The sequence below is a fragment of the Streptomyces sp. NPDC006385 genome (genome assembly GCF_040612485.1).
Lineage (GTDB): Bacteria > Actinomycetota > Actinomycetes > Streptomycetales > Streptomycetaceae > Streptomyces.
This window is the reverse complement of record NZ_JBEXQG010000017.1, coordinates 65,769-82,034: the sequence shown is the minus strand read 5'-3', so window position 1 is coordinate 82,034 and position 16,266 is coordinate 65,769. Positions and strand designations below refer to the sequence as shown.

General features: G+C 72.9%; 15 protein-coding genes. 8 read left to right on the top strand and 7 right to left on the bottom strand.

What is annotated here, in order from left to right:
• Nucleotides 1-98: 98 nt before the first annotated feature.
• Nucleotides 99-866, bottom strand: coding sequence for an SDR family oxidoreductase (locus ABZ078_RS16080; RefSeq protein WP_356575645.1), 768 nt, complete (start codon nt 864-866; stop codon nt 99-101).
• Nucleotides 867-920: 54 nt separating this feature from the next.
• Between ABZ078_RS16080 and ABZ078_RS16075 the strand changes: the two genes are divergently transcribed.
• Together ABZ078_RS16075 and ABZ078_RS16070 are read left to right on the top strand one after the other, a co-directional pair.
• The gene (locus ABZ078_RS16075) at nt 921-2,396 is read left to right on the top strand and encodes an AMP-binding protein (RefSeq protein WP_356575644.1); all 1,476 of its coding nucleotides are present in this window, start codon (nt 921-923) and stop codon (nt 2,394-2,396) included.
• Nucleotides 2,389-3,519 (top strand): thiolase family protein, encoded by a 1,131-nt coding sequence (locus ABZ078_RS16070; protein WP_356575642.1) that lies wholly within the window; start codon nt 2,389-2,391, stop codon nt 3,517-3,519. Before ABZ078_RS16075 ends, ABZ078_RS16070 begins: the two co-directional genes overlap by 8 nt.
• 19 nt (nt 3,520-3,538) lie before the next feature.
• Here ABZ078_RS16070 and ABZ078_RS16065 read toward each other — a convergent pair whose 3' ends face one another.
• The 4 genes from ABZ078_RS16065 to ABZ078_RS16050 are packed head-to-tail and all read right to left on the bottom strand — an operon-like array spanning nt 3,539 to nt 6,661.
• Complete coding sequence (locus ABZ078_RS16065; protein WP_356575640.1) at nt 3,539-4,336, bottom strand: acyl-CoA thioesterase domain-containing protein; 798 nt, start codon at nt 4,334-4,336, stop codon at nt 3,539-3,541.
• A gap of 10 nt (nt 4,337-4,346) precedes the next feature.
• Entirely contained in the window at nt 4,347-5,144 is a 798-nt protein-coding gene (locus ABZ078_RS16060; RefSeq protein WP_356575638.1) for an acyl-CoA dehydrogenase family protein, read from the bottom strand.
• A 6-nt stretch (nt 5,145-5,150) separates the two neighbouring features.
• Nucleotides 5,151-6,248, bottom strand: a complete 1,098-nt coding sequence (locus ABZ078_RS16055) for an acyl-CoA dehydrogenase family protein (RefSeq protein ID WP_356575636.1) — start codon at nt 6,246-6,248, stop codon at nt 5,151-5,153.
• Complete coding sequence (locus tag ABZ078_RS16050) at nt 6,245-6,661, bottom strand: nuclear transport factor 2 family protein (protein ID WP_356575634.1); 417 nt, start codon at nt 6,659-6,661, stop codon at nt 6,245-6,247. Before ABZ078_RS16050 ends, ABZ078_RS16055 begins: the two co-directional genes overlap by 4 nt.
• A gap of 97 nt (nt 6,662-6,758) precedes the next feature.
• On the opposite strand from ABZ078_RS16050, the gene ABZ078_RS16045 reads away from it, so the two are divergent.
• From ABZ078_RS16045 to ABZ078_RS16020, 6 genes are read left to right on the top strand one after another with little or no spacing between them, the layout of a single operon-like run.
• Entirely contained in the window at nt 6,759-8,867 is a 2,109-nt protein-coding gene (locus ABZ078_RS16045) for an ABC transporter permease (protein WP_356575632.1), read from the top strand.
• Nucleotides 8,848-9,564: an ABC transporter ATP-binding protein gene (locus tag ABZ078_RS16040; protein WP_356575630.1), complete on the top strand. Its 717-nt coding sequence runs from the start codon at nt 8,848-8,850 to the stop codon at nt 9,562-9,564. The genes ABZ078_RS16045 and ABZ078_RS16040 overlap by 20 nt, the downstream gene beginning before the upstream one ends.
• Nucleotides 9,561-10,271, top strand: coding sequence for an ABC transporter ATP-binding protein (locus tag ABZ078_RS16035; protein WP_356575629.1), 711 nt, complete (start codon nt 9,561-9,563; stop codon nt 10,269-10,271). The genes ABZ078_RS16040 and ABZ078_RS16035 overlap by 4 nt, the downstream gene beginning before the upstream one ends.
• Nucleotides 10,268-10,705: a hypothetical protein gene (locus ABZ078_RS16030; RefSeq protein WP_356575627.1), complete on the top strand. Its 438-nt coding sequence runs from the start codon at nt 10,268-10,270 to the stop codon at nt 10,703-10,705. The genes ABZ078_RS16035 and ABZ078_RS16030 overlap by 4 nt, the downstream gene beginning before the upstream one ends.
• Nucleotides 10,668-10,988, top strand: a complete 321-nt coding sequence (locus ABZ078_RS16025) for a hypothetical protein (protein ID WP_356575625.1) — start codon at nt 10,668-10,670, stop codon at nt 10,986-10,988. Before ABZ078_RS16030 ends, ABZ078_RS16025 begins: the two co-directional genes overlap by 38 nt.
• Nucleotides 10,989-11,014: 26 nt before the next feature.
• Nucleotides 11,015-12,316: an amidohydrolase family protein gene (locus ABZ078_RS16020; protein WP_356575623.1), complete on the top strand. Its 1,302-nt coding sequence runs from the start codon at nt 11,015-11,017 to the stop codon at nt 12,314-12,316.
• 123 nt (nt 12,317-12,439) lie between these two features.
• On the opposite strand, the gene ABZ078_RS16015 is transcribed toward ABZ078_RS16020, so the two are convergent.
• Together ABZ078_RS16015 and uidA are read right to left on the bottom strand one after the other, a co-directional pair.
• Nucleotides 12,440-14,443, bottom strand: coding sequence for a Tat pathway signal sequence domain protein (locus tag ABZ078_RS16015; protein WP_356575621.1), 2,004 nt, complete (start codon nt 14,441-14,443; stop codon nt 12,440-12,442).
• On the bottom strand, nt 14,440-16,266 hold the full coding sequence (gene uidA, locus ABZ078_RS16010) for a beta-glucuronidase (RefSeq protein WP_356575620.1): 1,827 nt from the start codon (nt 16,264-16,266) through the stop codon (nt 14,440-14,442). The genes ABZ078_RS16015 and uidA overlap by 4 nt, the downstream gene beginning before the upstream one ends.

Below are 16,266 nucleotides of genomic sequence, written 5' to 3'. Positions count from 1 at the left end.
GACGCAAGGATGACAAGGACACGCCAAGTTCGGCCTCGGCTTCTCGTAAGCAAGGTGTGCCTCCTGGTGTGTGTGTGGGGGGTGCGGGGATCGGGGGGCTACTTCGGTGGGAACCTCAACGCTCCGTCCAGGCGGACCACTTCACCGTTGAGGTAGTCGTTCTCGCAGAGGTGCTGGACGAGCGCGGCGTACTCCTCCGGCCGTCCCATCCGCCGCGGGTGCGGTATCTGGGGCCCCCAGTAGGCCTCCAGCTGGTCCGCGGCCTTCCCGTACGCGGGTGTGAGGACCGTGCCGGGCGCGACGGACACGACGCGGATGCCCAGCGGGGACAGATCGCGAGCGGCGACCAGCGTCATCGCGCTCACCCCGCCCTTCGCGGCGGCGTACGGCAGCTGTCCGACCTGCCCTTCGTACGCCGCGATGGACGAGGTCGTGACGATCACGCCCCGACCGCCGTCCTCGCCGGCGGGCGCGGTGCGGGCGATGGCCGCCGCGGCCAGGCGTACGACGTTGAAGACGCCGGTCAGATAGATGTCGACGGTGGTGCGGAATCCGGCGAGGTCCAGGGGCGAGCCGTCCTTGCCGACGAGCCGTCCACCGCTCGCCGGTCCGCCGTGGCAGTCCACCGCGACACGGAACTCGCCCGCGCCCTCGGCCTCCTCGACCGCCGCCGTGACCGAGCCCTCGTCGGTGGCGTCGGTGCGGACGTACCGCACGCCCAGTTCCGCCTCCAGCGCCTTGCCCTTGTCGTCGGCGAGGTCGGCGACCACGACCCGGGCGCCCGCCGCGTGCAGCCGCCGTACCGTCGCCTCGCCCAGCCCGCCCGCGCCGCCGACCACCAGGGCCGCGGAACCTTCGATGCGCACCGTCATTCCCCTCTCTTGCGAGTCTAGATCTGAGTGTAGGAGAATGACGTTCTCATGAATATAGCCGTGATCCTGGAAATGGCCGCCTCCGCCGGGGACCGGCCGGCCGTCACCGAGGGCGGGCGCTCGCTCTCCGCGGCCGAGCTCCAGCGCCTCGCGCGCCACGCGGCCGACCGCTTCCGTGACCGCTCCGCGGTCCTGTTCCTGGGCCCGAACCACCTCGCCCACCCCGTCGCCCTGTTCGGCGCGGCCCTGGCCGGCGTGCCCTTCGTTCCCCTCAACTACCGCCTCGGCGAGGTCCAGTTGGCCTCGCTGATCGACCGGCACCCCGGCGCCGAGGTGCTGCACCCGGACGATCTGGACGCGCTCCTCGCCCCGCCCGGCGAAGCCGAGCGGCAGGCCACCCCGGACGACCGCGACGCCACCGCCGTCGTCCTGTACACCAGCGGCACCACCGCCGCCCCCAAGGCGGCCCTGCTGCGCCACCGCCACCTGCTCGCCTACGTCTTCAACACCCAGGACTTCGGCTCGGCGGAGGCGAGCGACGCGAGCCTGGTGGCGCTTCCGCCGTACCACGTCGCCGGGTTGATGAACCTGCTGACGAACCTCTACGCGGGCCGCCGTGTCGTCTACCAGCCCGCCTTCGACCCGGCGGACTGGCTGGCGACGGTGCGGCGGGAGAGCATCACCCACGCCATGGTCGTACCGACGATGCTCGCCCGGCTCACCACCGAGATCGGCGACGGCAGGGCCGACGCGCCGACCCTGCGCAGCCTCGCCTACGGTGGCGCGCGCTGCCCGCGCCCAGTCGTGGAGCGGGCGCTCCGCCAGTTCCCGGAGACCGGTTTCGTGGGCGCCTACGGGCTCACCGAGACCTCCTCCTCCCTCTGCGTGCTCGGCCCCGACGACCACTGGCGGGCGGTGGCCTCCGCCGATCCGGCGGTGCGGGGGCGGCTCGGCTCGGTGGGACGGCCGCTGCCGGGCGTCGAGGTGGAGATCCGGGACGAGGACGGCAAGGTGCTCGACCCGGGCGCGACGGGGCTGGTCTTCGTACGGGGGGAACAGATCTCCGGCGAGTACGAGGGCGCCGGGGGACTGGACGCGGGCGGCTGGTTCGCCACCCGCGACCGGGGACGGCTCGACGGCGACGGCTACCTGTACATCGAGGGCCGCGCGGACGACACCATCATCCGGGGCGGCGAGAACATCGCCCCCGCCGAGATCGAGGACGTCCTGCTCCGGCACCCGGGCGTGCGGGAAGCGGCCGTCCTCGGGCTGCCCGACCCGGAGTGGGGCCAGCGCCTGGTCGCCGTCCTGGTCGGGTCGGGCGACCCGGAGGAGATCCGCTCCTTCGCCAAGGAGCGCCTGCGCTCCTCCAAGACCCCGGACTCCGTCGTCTTCCGCCCCGAACTGCCCCGCACCCCCACCGGAAAGCTCCTGCGCCGCACCCTCGTCGCCGAACTCGAAGAAGCCGAACTCGAAGAAGCCGGACTCCAAGCCGCCGAACCGGAAGAGGCCGCCGATGTCTGAAGCCGTGCTCGTCGCCGCCCTGCGCACCCCGATCGGCACCGCCTTCAAGGGCAGCCTGCGGGACACGACCGCGTACGACCTGGCCGACCGCGTCGTCACGGCCGTCGCGGAGGGCTTGGACCCCGGGCTCGTCGACGACGTGGTGCTCGCCGAGTCGCACTACGGCGGCGGAGTCGTCGCCCGCCACGCCGCGCTGACCGCCGGACTGCCGCAGGTACCCGGACTCGCCCTGAACCGGCACTGCGCGGCAGGGCTGTCCGCCGTGCAGACCGCCGCCGCCTCGGTCCGGGCCGGCATGGACCGGCTCGTGCTCGCCGGCGGCGTCAACTCCGCGTCCACCGCGCCCAGGCTGTCCTTCGGCGGAGCCGGGAAGTGGGTGCCGCCGAGCCACCCGGACCGCCCCGACGCGCCCAACCTCGACATGTCGATCACCGTCGGCTGGAACACGGCCGTGCGGGCCGGGATCAGCCGGGAGGAGATGGACGCGTGGGCCCTGCGCTCGCACCGCAACGCCGTGCGCGCCCTCGACGAGGGCCGCTTCAAGGCCGAGACCGTGCCCGTCGACACCCCGCACGGGCCCTTCGAGGCCGACGAGCACCCGCGCCGCGACACCAGTGCGGAGAAGCTCGCTGCCCTCAAGCCGCTCCACCCGGAGATCGAGGGCTTCTCCATCACCGCGGGCAACGCCTGCGGGGCGAACGACGCGGCGGCGGCCGTGGCGGTGGCGGACGAGCGGCTGGGACTGCCCGCGCTCGCCACGGTCCGCTCATGGGCGTCGGTCGCGCTGGACCCGGCCGAGACCGGGCTCACGCCGGTGCACGCCATCCCCAAGGCGCTCCAGCGGGCGGGGATGGCGGTGTCCGACGTGGACCTGTTCGAGATCAACGAGGCGTTCGCGTCGGTACCCGTCACGGCGATCCGCCGCCTCGGCCTCGATCCGGAGACGGTGAACGTCAACGGCAGCGGCTGCTCCCTCGGACATCCGGTGGCCGCCACGGGCGCCCGCATGATCGTCACCCTCGTTCACGAACTGCGCCGCAGAGGCGGAGGCGTCGGGGTGGCGTCCATGTGCGCCGGAGGCGGGATGGGCTCCGCCCTGGTACTGGAGGTGCCCGCACCCTGACAGGGGTGCGGGCACGTCGTCACGCGAACCGCAGCAACGCCTCCTGCGCGTACGACGCCACCAACGCCCCCTCCCGGTTCAGCACGTCCCCGCGCCCGAAGCACCGCCCGTGCACGGCGAGGGGACTGTGCTGGCGCAGCAGCAGCCAGTCACCGGTGTCGAGCGGGCGGTGGAACCACACGGTGTGCGCGGTGACGGCCGAGGTGAACGCCCGGCCCGCGTCCGCCTGCGTGACGCCCTCCACGGGCCGCAGCGCGGTCCCGATCGGCGTGAGGTCGGTGGCGTACGCCAGCAGGGCCGGTGCGAGGGCTCGGTGCACCTGCGGGATCCGGGTCCACAGCTCGTGGGCGGGCGGCTCCGACTTCTCGGTGTCCAGGTCGCTCGCCGCTCTCGACTCCCAGGGCAGCAGGCCGAGTTCGAGGGTGCGCTCCGGACCGGGCACCGCCGGGACGGGGTCCGCCGTCTGCCGGTCGGGTCCCCCCTCCCACACGTGCAGGCTCGCGCTCGCGACCGCGACGACCCCCTGCTCCTGGCGGGCGGTGAGGCGTACGGTCGCGAAAGTGCGGCCCTGCTGCGGCACGTCGGTCTCGTAGCGGACCGGCTCCCCGGTGCGGCCCTCGCGCAGGAACTGCGTGTGCAGCGACTTGAGATCCTTGCCGGGGGCGGCGAGAGCGGCGGCCCGGGCGAACTGGGCGAGGAACTGGCCGCCGAACAGCCGGCGGTACTCCAGCCGCTGGGAGCGGCCCTCATAGGTGCCCGCGCCGAGGGGCGTGAGGTCGAGGCAGTCGAGCAGGTCGTTCCAGAGGTCCGCGGTCACGCGTCCTCCCTCACAGGTCGACGAGACGCGGCGCTCGCCCCTCGCGCAGGAGCAGTGCGCCCGCCTCGCGGGTCAGTTGACGGGCCGAACCGAGCAGCCCGTCCAGCACCAGGGCCCGCTTGACGTGCCGGTGCAGATCGTGCTCGGCGGTGAAGCCGATGCCGCCGAGCGCCTGCTGGCAGTGGCGGGCGGCCGTGAGCGCGGCCCGGCCGGCAGCCGCCTTCGCGAGCAGCGCGCCGGTGTCGTCGGTGTCGTCCATGGAGGCTCGGAGGACCGCCTCGGCTCCCTCCAGGGCCACGCACGTCTCGGCGAGCCGGTGCCGCAGCGCCTGGAAGGAGGCGAGCGGGCGCCCGAACTGGTGCCGGTCCAGGACGTGTCGGCGGGCGAGCGCCAGCATGGCGTGTCCGGTGCCGAGGAGCCACCAGCCGAGCGCCCGGCGCCCCGCGGCCAGGGCGACAGCCTCACCCGGTCCGACGCGCCCGAGCGGCAGCCCGCTGTCCAGGGGACTGCCGGACGACGTCTCGTCCCGCCCCCACTCCACCCACGAGCCGCCCGCGTACGGCAGCGCGACCGTGCCCCCGACCGGCCGCCCGGCCGCGTGCAGCAGCACGTCATTGAGGACCGGGGCGTGCGCGCCCGTCTCCCCGAGCAGCCGGAAGACCAGCGGGACAGCGGTGTCCGGCTCCTGCGTCAGCATCTCCGGCCAGCCCAGGTCCGCCAGCGCGACGTCGAGTTCGCGGCCCGGCGCGCTCGTCGTCATCGTCTTGCGCAGCGCCTCTTCCAGCAGTTCGCGTTCGGTGGTGTCCACCTCGCCTCACTCCTTCCCGAGGCCCAGCAGTCGGCGGGCGACGATGTTGCGCTGGATCTCGGCGGTGCCGCCGTAGATGGTCGCGGCCCGCGAGTAGAGGTACTCCGTGCGCCACGCGCCGTCCTCCGACAGCTCCACCGCCCCCGGCAGCAGGTCCCGCGCGGTGTCGAACAGCCGCTGTTCGGCGGTGGCGAGGAGGATCTTGTCGACGGAGGCCTCCGGGCCGAGCCGCCCACCGCGCGCCAGGGTCCGTTGGGTGGCGGCCGAGCGGCAGCGCACGGTGTGCAGGTCGAGCCAGGCGGCGCCGAGCGCGTCGGCGTCGGGCTCGCAGCCGTGGGCCAGGAGGCGGTCGAGGCGGCTGTAGAGGTGGGCGACGCGGTGCCAGAAGCAGGTGGACCGCTCGTGCGGCAGCAGGTCCATGGCCAGCCGCCAGCCGTCGCCCGGGGCGCCCAGCAGGCGCTCGGCGGGCACGCGTACGTCGTCGAGGAACACCTCGGCGAACTCGTCGACGCCGTGCATCGTGCGCAGCGGCCGTACGGTGATGCCGGGGGAGTCCATGTCGACGAAGAAGGCGCTGATGCCGTCGTGCCCGGGGCCGCCGGTGCGGGCCAGCAGGACACAGCGCGCCGCGTACTGGGCGAGGCTCGTCCACACCTTCTGGCCGGTCACCACCCAGGTGTCACCGTCGCGCACCGCGCGCGTGGACAGGGACGCCAGGTCGCTGCCCGAGCCGGGCTCGGAGAAGCCCTGGCACCACTGCTCCCGGCCGCCCAGCAGCCGCGGCACCATCTCGGCGGCGAGCGCGGGCGGCGCGTAGTCGATCAAGGTGGGGACGAGGACCTCGACCATCGACCAGATACCGGGCTCCGCCAGATCGCGACCGGCGACCTCCTCGCCGAGCACCGCCCGCAGCACGCTCGGCCCGCCGAGCCCGCCGACCTCGCGCGGCCACCCGTGCCGCATCCAGCCCGCCTCCCACAACACTCTTCGCACCCGGGCCAGTTGCGCGACCTGTGCATCGAGGCCGTGGCCGTGCCGCTCCGGGGCCAGGTCGTGGGTGTCCAGCCAGGCGCGCAGGCTCTGCCGGAACTCGTCGGTCCTCATGAACGGGTGCGCTGGAACGCGTGCGGGCGCCCCGAGTCGTGGGCGCCGCTGCGACGGATGAAGGTCATGGCCCGGGTACGCAGCCGCCAGCCGTCCGGGGTGCGGGCGTAGGTGTCGTTGTAGTAGCCGATGCGCGTCTCGTGCTCGGAGTGCTCGACGAAGCAGAGCGGCTGGGTTCCCGTGGCGATGTCCCCGGCCAGCTCGATCGCGGGCGTGCCGACGAGGAAGAGGCCCTTGGGGGCGGCGGCGATCAGCGCCGGGAACTCGTCGAGCGGGTAGGTGTCGCCGAAGGCGCTGTAGCTGCCGTCCGGGGTGAAGACGGCGAGTACCCGGTCCACGTCACCGCGGGTCATGGCGACCGCGTAACGGGCCAGGAGCTGCTCGATCTCCACCACGTCGTCGGTGTCACTCAAGGAAGCGCCGTCCTCTCGTTTGAGAATCTCGTTCTCCGTCTTGAGTATGTTGTACGGATGCTTGCTTCTCCAATAGCGAGAAGATAATTTCCACAGCATGGATCAGTTCCTGGCCTTCACGGTGGTGGGTTTGAGCACCGCCGCCATCTACGCCGTGATCGGCAGCGGCCTGGTACTCACCCACACCACGGCCGGCGTGTTCAACTTCGCCCACGGCGCGGCCGGGATGCTCGCCGCCTTCGCCCACTGGCAGCTCGCCGTCGGCTGGGGCCTGCCCGTGCCGCTCGCCCTCGCCGTCGTCCTGCTCGTCCTCGCCCCCGCCTTCGGGCTGTTCGTGGAACGCGTGCTGATACGTCCCGTGCAGGCGCTCGGCGAGGCCGAACGCCTGGTGATGACCGTGGCCCTGCTCACCGGGTGCATCGCGCTCGCCCGCTGGGTGTGGGACCCCAACACACCGCGCCCGCTCGCCCCGTTCCTGGCCGACCGGCCCGCGATCCGCCTCGGCCCGGCGGCCGTCACCTGGCACCAGGCGCTCACCGTGGCGGTGGCCCTCGCGATCGCCGCCGCGCTGTGGTTCCTGCTCCACCGCACCCGCGCCGGCACGGAGATGCGCGCCTCGGTCGACGACCGGGCGCTCGCCGGACTGACGGGCGCCGACCCGCTGCGCGCCGGGCGGCTGGCCTGGGTGCTCGGCATCCAACTCGCCGCCGTCGGCGGCATCCTCATCGCCCCCACCGTCGCGCTCGACGCCCAGCAGTTGTCCCTGCTCATCGTCAGCGCCTACACCGCCGCCGTCTTCGGCCGGCTGCGCAGCCTGCCGCTCACCTTCCTCGGCGCGGTCGTCGTCGGCCTGCTGGAGGCCTACCTCGCCGGCTACCTGCCGCAGAACGACTACCTGCCCGGCCTGCGGCTGGCCGCACCCGCTCTGCTGCTCGTCCTCGCCCTGCTGGCCTTCCCGCACCGGCGGCTGCGCGGCCGCGACCGCACCCTGGTGCGCGTGCCCCTGCCGACCGTGCGCGGCAGCGCGATCTTCGCGGGCTGCGTCCTGGTGTTCGCGCTGGTCCTGGTGACCGTGCTGACCGAGGACGCGGTCATCTCGTACGGCACGATCTTCTCGCTCGGCGTCGTCGCCCTGTCGTACGTCCCCCTCGCCGGATACGCCGGGCAGATCTCGCTGTGCCAACTGTCCATCGCTGGGATCGGCGCGGTGGTCTGGGGCCACCTCGGCGCGCACGGCGAGCTGTGGGCGCTGCCCGTCGCCGTACTGCTGGCGGCGGCCGTCGGCGCGCTGATCGCGCTGCCCGCGCTGCGCCTGTCCGGGATCTACCTCGCCCTGGGCACCGCCGCGTTCGCCGTCGTCCTCGACCGGTGGATCTTCACCCTGCCCGCCTTCGACGTGCTCGGCGTGCGCATCACCCTGTTCGACCAGGGCTCGGTGTCCGTCACCGGACCCGACCTGTTCGGACTGCACCTCACCTCACCGGCCCAACTGCTCCTCCTCGCCGCCGTCTGCCTCGCCCTCGCCTCACTCGGCGTGGCCGCCCTGCGCCGGGGCCGGTTCGGCCGCCGGCTGATCGCCCTGCGCGACAGCGAGGCCGCCTACGCCACCCTCGGCGGGCGCCTGCTCGCCACCAAGGCCGCCGTCTTCGCGCTCTCGGCCGGAATCGCGGGACTGGGCGGCGCCCTGTACGGCATGCAGCTGCAGACCGTCACCGCCGAGCAGTTCAACCTCATCGCCGGGCTGCCCGTCTTCCTGGTCGCGGTCATCGGCGGGCTCGGCACGGTCGGCGCCGGCCTGTTCACCGGCATCGCCTTCGTCGTACCGGCCCAGCTGCTGGACGGACTCGGCACCTGGGCCCATGACCTGACCGCGCTCCTCGTCGCGCTCGCCGGAATGGGCCTCGCGCACAGCCCGAGCGGCGTGCTCACGCGGCTGCGCGCCGAATGGGCGCCGCTCGCCCGGGACCGGACGCCGCTGCCCGCGCTGCTCGGCGTCCTCGCCGTGTGCTGGCTGCTCGCGGCGCTCGGCGCGGCGGACGGCCGGCTGCTCCTCGCCGCGGCCGTCGGCGCGGCGCTCGTCCTACGGGCCCGCGCCACCGCACGGCAACAGCCGCCCGCCGACGTCCCGTTGGAGTGGTGGGGAGTGCGCCGCCCCTGGCGGCCCGAGGACGGGGAGGTGCTGACCCGTGCCACTGCTGCACGCTGAGGACGTGACCGTCGCCTTCGGCGGGCGCCGCGCCCTCGACCGGGTCTCGCTGGCCGCCGAGGCGGGCCGCGTCACCGGCCTCATCGGACCCAACGGGGCGGGCAAGAGCACCCTGTTCGACGTGGTCTGCGGACTGCGCCGCCCGCAGACCGGGCGGATCCGGCTCGACGGCCGGGACATCACCCGCGAAGGCCCCGCCCGCCGCGCCCGCCGCGGGATGTCCCGCACCTTCCAACACCTGGAACTCTTCGGCCGCCTCTCCGTGCGCGACAACCTCCTCGTCGCCGCCGAACTCGGCCCCGAGCGACGCCATGCGGACCGTACGGCGGACGAGGTGCTGGCGAGAACCGGCCTGACGGACGTCGCCGACGACCCCGCCGACGCCCTGCCCACCGGCCTCGCCCGGCTCGTCGAGGTCGGCCGCGCCCTCGTCCTCCGCCCGCGCGTCCTGCTCCTCGACGAGCCCGCCGCCGGACAGGACCCCGAGGAGACCGAACGGTTCGCGGTCCTGCTGCGCTCGCTCGCCGCCGACGGCACCGCGGTCCTGCTCGTCGAGCACGACATGAGCCTGGTGATGACCGTCTGCGACGAGGTGTACGTCCTCGACCTCGGCAAGGTCGTCGCCTGCGGCCCGCCCGCCCGGATCCGGCACGACGAGACGGTCCTCGCGGCCTACCTGGGGGAGGAACGACCATGACCGCCAGGCTGCTGGAACTGTCCGGCATCCGCGCCGCCCACGGCGGCATCACCGTCCTGCACGGCATCGACCTCGCGGTCCGGGCAGGCCAGGTGGTCGCCCTCCTCGGCCCCAACGGGGCCGGCAAGACCACCACCCTCAAGGTCGCCGCCGGCGTGCACCCGCCCACCGGCGGCCGGCTGCTGCTAGGCGGCCGGGACGCCACCGGCATGCCGCCCGGCGACCTCGCCCGCGCCGGCGTCTGCCTCATCCCCGAGGGCCGCGGCGTGTTCCCCAACCTCTCCGTGCGCGACAACCTCCAGATGATGACCTTCACCGGCCGCGCCCGGGAGGAGATCGAGGAGACCGCCTACGCCCGCTTCCCCGCCCTCGGCACCCGGCGCGCCCAGGCGGCGGGCACCCTCTCCGGCGGCGAGCAGCAGATGCTCGCCCTCGCCCGGGGCCTGGCCACCGACCCCGCCGTCCTGCTGCTGGACGAACTGTCGATGGGGCTCGCCCCGCTGGTCGTCGCCGGACTGTACGAGCACGTCGCCGAGATCGCCCGGCAGGGCGTCGCGGTACTGGTGGTCGAGCAGTTCGCCACCGCCGTACTGAAGCTCGCCGACCACGCCGCCGTCCTCGTCCGCGGCCGGATCCGGTGGCAGGGGCACCCCGACAGCTCCCTGCACGCCGAACTCTCCTCCTACTACCTGGGGAGCCCGACATGACCTCTGCCCCCGAGACGCGCGCGGACCGGTTCGTCCGCGAGCTCGCCGAGCTGAAGATCCCCGACCCCGCCGCCGCCCGCACCGCCCTGTGGCTGCGCCTCGGCGGGCTGCTCATGGCCGCGGGCCTGGTACTCGGCGCCCTCGCCTTCCCGCTCGCCCACGCCACCGACAACTCCCTCGCCCAGGGCGACGCCCTGGCCGTCGGCCTGGGCGGGATCGCCGCGGCGGTCGTGGGCGGCGCGCTGTTCCTGCGTTACTCGCTCACCGGCTTCCTGCGCTTCTGGCTCGCCCGCCAGTCGTACGACCTGGACCGGCTGGGGGAGAAGCTCACCGCACCGGCACCGGCACCGGCACCCGGACCCGCACCCGCACCCGCACCCGAAGGAGAACCGCGCAATGGCGTCGTCCCCCGCACCGATCCCGCGCCCCGGTGACCAGCTCGCCTCCGCCACCAGCACCACCCGCGTGATCGTCGTCCGGGCCCCGCAGCAGGCGGCCGGCCCCATCGAGTGCGGCGGCAGCCCGATGATCCCCGCGGCCGACGCCCCCGCCCCGCCCCCGTCCGGCGAGGCGCCGGGCACCCTCATCGGCAAGCGGTACGTGGACGCCGCCGACACCCTCGAACTCCTCTGCACCGCCTCCGGCGCCGGTCACCTCACCTACGGCGGAGAGCCGTTGACCGTCAAGGCGCCCAGGGCGCTGCCCGCTTCGGACTGATTCCCGCCCAAGCCCCAAGGAGCCGCATGCACCGCGACGACATGATCCTGATCAGCGTCGACGACCACATCATCGAGCCGCCCGACCTCTTCGCCCACCATCTGCCGGAGCGGTACAAGAAGGACGCCCCGCGCCTGGTCCACCGCGAGGACGGCAGCGACGTGTGGCAGTTCCGGGACAACAGCGTCGGCAACGCCGCGCTCAACGCGGTCGCCGGCCGCCCCAAGGAGGAGTACGGCATGGAGCCGCAGGGCCTGGACGAGATCAGGCCCGGCTGCTACGACGTCGACGAACGGGTCGCCGACATGAACGCGGGCGGGGTCCTCGCCCAGATGAACTTCCCTTCCTTTCCCGGCTTCTCCGCGCGCATGTTCGCCACCGAGGACTCCGACTTCTCGCTCGCCCTGGTCCGCGCCTACAACGACTGGCACATCGACGAATGGTGCGGGGCCCACCCCGGCCGCTTCATCCCGATGGCACTCCCGGCGATCTGGGACGCCGAGTTGTGCGCCCAGGAGATCAGGCGGGTCGCCGAGAAGGGCTGCCACTCGCTGACCTTCCCCGAGAACCCGGTCCCGCTCGGCTACCCCAGCTTCCACTCCGACTACTGGGACCCGGTATGGCGGGCGCTGACCGACTGCGGCACGGTGATGAACCTGCACATCGGCTCCTCCGGCCGCCTCGCCATCACCGCCGCCGACGCCCCGCCCGACGTGATGATCACCCTCCAGCCGATCAACCTCGTCCAGGCCGCCGCCGACCTGATGTGGTCCCGCGTGCTCAAGGAGTACCCCGACATAAGGATCGCGCTGTCGGAGGGCGGCACCGGCTGGATCCCGTACTTCCTCGAACGCCTCGACCGCACCTACGACATGCACGCCACCTGGACCCTCCAGGACTTCGGCGGGAAGCTGCCGTCCGAGGTGTTCCGCGAGCACTTCCTCACCTGCTTCATCTCCGACCCGATCGGGGTGAGGCTGCGCCACGAGATAGGCGTCGACAACATCTGCTGGGAGGCCGACTACCCGCACAGCGACTCCATGTGGCCCAACGCCCCCGAGGAGCTGCACGACGTCCTCACCTCGAACGACGTGCCGGACGACGAGATCAACAAGATGACCCACGAGAACGCGATGCGCTGGTACTCCTTCGACCCGTTCGCGCACCTCCCGCGCGAGCAGGCCACGGTGGGCGCCCTGCGCGAGGCCGCCGAGGGCCACGACGTGTCCGTGAAGTCCCGCAGCCACCAGATCGTCGCCCCGGCGGACAAGCTCACCGCCTACCGCAGGAAAGCGCAGGCCGCGCTGGCGGCGGCCACCCAGGACTGAGCGATCCGGATCGGAGCGCCCCGGCCCGACAGCCACGATGCCGGGCCGGGGGAAGCGCCATCCGAACGCAGGACGGGGTACCTCGTCGTGGGGCGCGACTCCGTGAGGGATGGACGCCGTAGCTCAGCGGACGACGACGCGTACCCGGGCGAGGTTGTCCAGGCGGGCGAACGGTGTCGCCGGGTCGCCCTCGCGTTGTGCGGAAGCCCGTACGGTGACGAAGTGGGTGCCCGGTACGTCGAACACATGGCGTTGTTCGACCGAGACCCGCCGGGCCGGTTCGATCCGTTCACGCACCGGGAATGTGCCGTCTCCGTCGAGATCCCACGCGAGGGCGACCAACTCGCCCGCACCAGGCGGCACTTCGGCGCTGGCCCGCAGGACGACCGGCTCGCCGGCCGGCACCTCGGCCAGGGCGGCGCCGTTCGCTGTCAGGTGGACGACGGGCTGGACGCCCAGGCGGTCGCGCGCATGCTCGGGCACGCGCACCTGACCCTCGCGGACCGAGTAGACGGAGGAGGCCGCCGGGGGTGTGCCGGCCTCGACCCACGCGCTCAGGTCGCGCAGCGCCTGATGGAGGACGCCGAGGTAGCTCACGGTGCGGGTGGGGTCTTCCTGGCGTTCTTCGTCGCCGTGCAGGGCGTTGTCGACGTACCAGAGGCGGAAGTGGTCGTCGGCCGCGTCGCCGAGGTGCTCGCGGACCTTGGACCGGTACCAGTCCGCCTGCCAGGGGAACGCCTCGCGGTCGAGCAGGCAGGCGACCGTGATCATCTTGCCGGAGACGCGCCCGCTCTGCAGGCTCCCGCCGGCCCCGGCGGCGAACAGCGGCCCGGCGAGGACGGGGCGCTGGGGGTGGAGCGGCGCTCCGTCGGGGCCGCGGAACTGGTCCCAGACGGTGAACTCGGCGGACGGGACCTGATGGCGGTGGTACGTCTGCGCGGCGAGGAAGCCGCTGTTGTCGACCTCGACGGGATCGCCCGGCCGCAGGTGACGGAGGGCGCGGCCGTCGTCCTGTTCGGCGAAGATCGCGAGGTCGCCGCGGACCTCCTTGAGGACGACGGAGGCACCGGCGGCTTCTCCGCCGCGGGCCGTGAGGACCGCTCCCAGGACGTGCTGGGGCACTCGTACCGACAGCCGGACGGCGACCACGTCGTCCTCGCCGGCCTTCGGCCCCTCGAACGCGTGGTCCACACCGCCGGGGGCATCAGCCGCGCCGTCGGCGACGAGCCCCAGCCCGACGCTTTCACGGCGGGTGATCGGGGCGATCACTTCGCAGCTCAGGCGGACACGGTCGCGGTGCACGGAGGACGAAGGGTCGGCACCGAGGTGACCGGGCTCGCGCCAGAAGTCCGCGAAGTACCCCGGATCGAGGGCCACGAGGCCGGGGTAGAGCGCGCTGAACGCGTGCATGCCCATGGTGCGGTGGCCGAACCAGGCCCGGGGCGGGAAACCCATGCGCGTCACCTCGGTGAGCGCCGCACGCTCCTCCTCGTCGAGACCTGCGTACGGGTCGCCGCTGCCGCCGGGTTCGAGCGCGTCGACGATGCGGTCGAACCTGTCCCGCAGGACGCGCAGGGCGTGCATCCGCACGGTGAAGACGCTGGGCATCGCCACCGGGCTGCCGGGAACGTAGGGGACGAAGCCGTCCCACACCCCCTCGGTGTTCTCGGCCGCGGCGATGGTGCGGAAGGCGCCGCCGCTGCCGCCGTAGACATAGCCGTACGGGCGGTGCGGGCGGCCGTAGACCTCCTGGGCCACGACACGCGAGTACTCCGCCGCGGCCGCGTTCGCGCGGTAGGCAGCGATCGTCGGGTCGGCCGGCGTGCCGGGCTGACCGGACGCACCGCCTCCGTTGGTCTCCACGAAGTAGGCGCGGCTGGAGACGGCGAAGCCGATCCGGTCCTCCTGGCCGCGGGCCGCCTGGGCCTGGTGCTCGCTGCCGGGCACCGGTGTGACGTGCTGGAAGAACCGGCCCTCGTAGTGCTCGGGTGGGGGGAAGTAGAGGGAGAACCGGGTGGCGTGGTCCGCGAAGCCACCGTGTACGTAGCGGTGCCGTACCGGAGTGTCGCGCCACTCGTCCACGTCGACGTACGGCGCGCGGAAGTTCTCGTCGGCCGTCGCTGTCACTTGTGGTCCCCCAGGCTCTCGACCGTGTCCCCGGCCGACGGTTTGCGGCCGGCGAGCGGGGTCCAGCGGGCACGTAGCGCGTGTGCGGCGTTCTTGGGGCGGCGGTCGCGGGTGAAGACACCCTTGCGGTTGCCGTCGACGCGGTGGATGCCGTTGGAGGTCTGGAAGTCGGCGAAGTTCCAGACATGTTCGCCGACGACGGCCGCACAGCGGTCGAAGGCACGGTGGTTGGCCTGGAGGTAGGCGAGCTGGTACTCCTCCGTCCAGGGCATGTCCCACACCGAGTGCAGGCCGGGCAGGGCGTCGGCTCCGTATTCGCTCATGAGGATCGGCTTGTCGAACTTCTCGGCCCAGCCGCGCAGTTCGGCGTCCATGTAGGTCTCGGCGGTGGCGAGGTCGCCGGTGGCGACATACCAGCCGTAGTAGCGGTTCAGGCAGACGATGTCGAAGAGGTCGGCGATGCGGTCGTTCTTGAAGGTGGCGAACATGACGGCCGCGTAGCTGACGGGCCGGGTCGGATCCAGCTTGCGGGTGAGTTCGACGAGCGGCTCGAAGTGCTCGCGGGCGCCGTCCTCGTGGGAGGACGGCTCGTTGGCGATGCACCACATCACCACGCTGGGGTGGTTCTTGTCGCGGTCGATCAGCTCCCGGATCGCCTGGGCGTGTGCGGCGCGGGTGTCGTCGTTGAACGTCTCCTGCGAGTAGGTGGGCCTGTGCGGGCGGCCGGCCAGTCCGCCCTCGACGGCCAGGTTCAGGCCGACGGCGGCCGTCTCGTCGATGACGACGATGCCGTGCCGGTCGGCGAACTCCAGCACCTCCTCGGCGTAGGGGTAGTGCGAGGTGCGGAAGGAGTTGGCGCCGATCCACCGCATCAACTGGAAGTCGTGCACCAGGTAGGCGTTGTCGTGGCCCTTGCCGCGTACGGGGGTGTCCTCGTGCTTGCCGAAGCCGGTGAAGTAGAACGGCTCGCCGTTGATGAGGAACTCCCGGCCCCGTATCTCGACCGTGCGCACCCCGAACGGCTGGGTGTAGGTGTCGACCACCGCCTCACCGGCGGCGTCGAGCACCTCCACGACGAGGTCGTAGAGGTAGGCCGCGCCCGGCCGCCACGGGGTCACGTCGTCGACCCGCAGGGTGCCGTTCGCCCCGTCGGCCGCCGCGACCTGTGCGCCGGTGGCGTCCAGCACGCGTACGCGGACGGGCGCGGACGCGCTGGTGTCGACCGAGTAGTCGACCGTGCCGGTGGCTCCGTCGAGCCCGGTCACGATCGTGATGTCGTCGATGTGCACGTCCGGGACACTGTGGAGCCACACCGAGCGGGCCAGGCCGGCGTAGTTGTAGAAGTCGTGCAGGTACTTCTGCTGCCGCCGTCCGTCCGGGGTCCCGGTGATCGTGCCGGGCGGGATCGTGACGTTGGTGAGCTCGTTGCCGACGCCGACGGTGAGCCGGAACTCGCCGCCCGGACGGACGTGTTCGGTGATGTCCGCCTCGAACGGCGTGTAGCCGCCGACGTGGTGCGCCACCAGTTCGTCGTCGACGTACACCTTGCCCTCATGGGTGGCGGCGTCGAGCCGGAGCAGCACGCGCTCGCCGGACCAGCCGCGCGGTACGCGTACCGACCGCTGGTACCAGACCCAGCCGACGTGGTCGCGGATGGCGCTGTCGGTGAACAGGTCGTTGTAGCTGGCCGGCACCGCGGCTTCCAGAGTCGTGTCCAGGGGCCCGGTCCAGGGCCGCGCCCCGGCGGACTCGCCTACGGCGAACCGCCACAGGCCGTCGAGGTTCACCAGTTCGCGGGTGGCGGTGGGTCGCGGTTTCAGCAT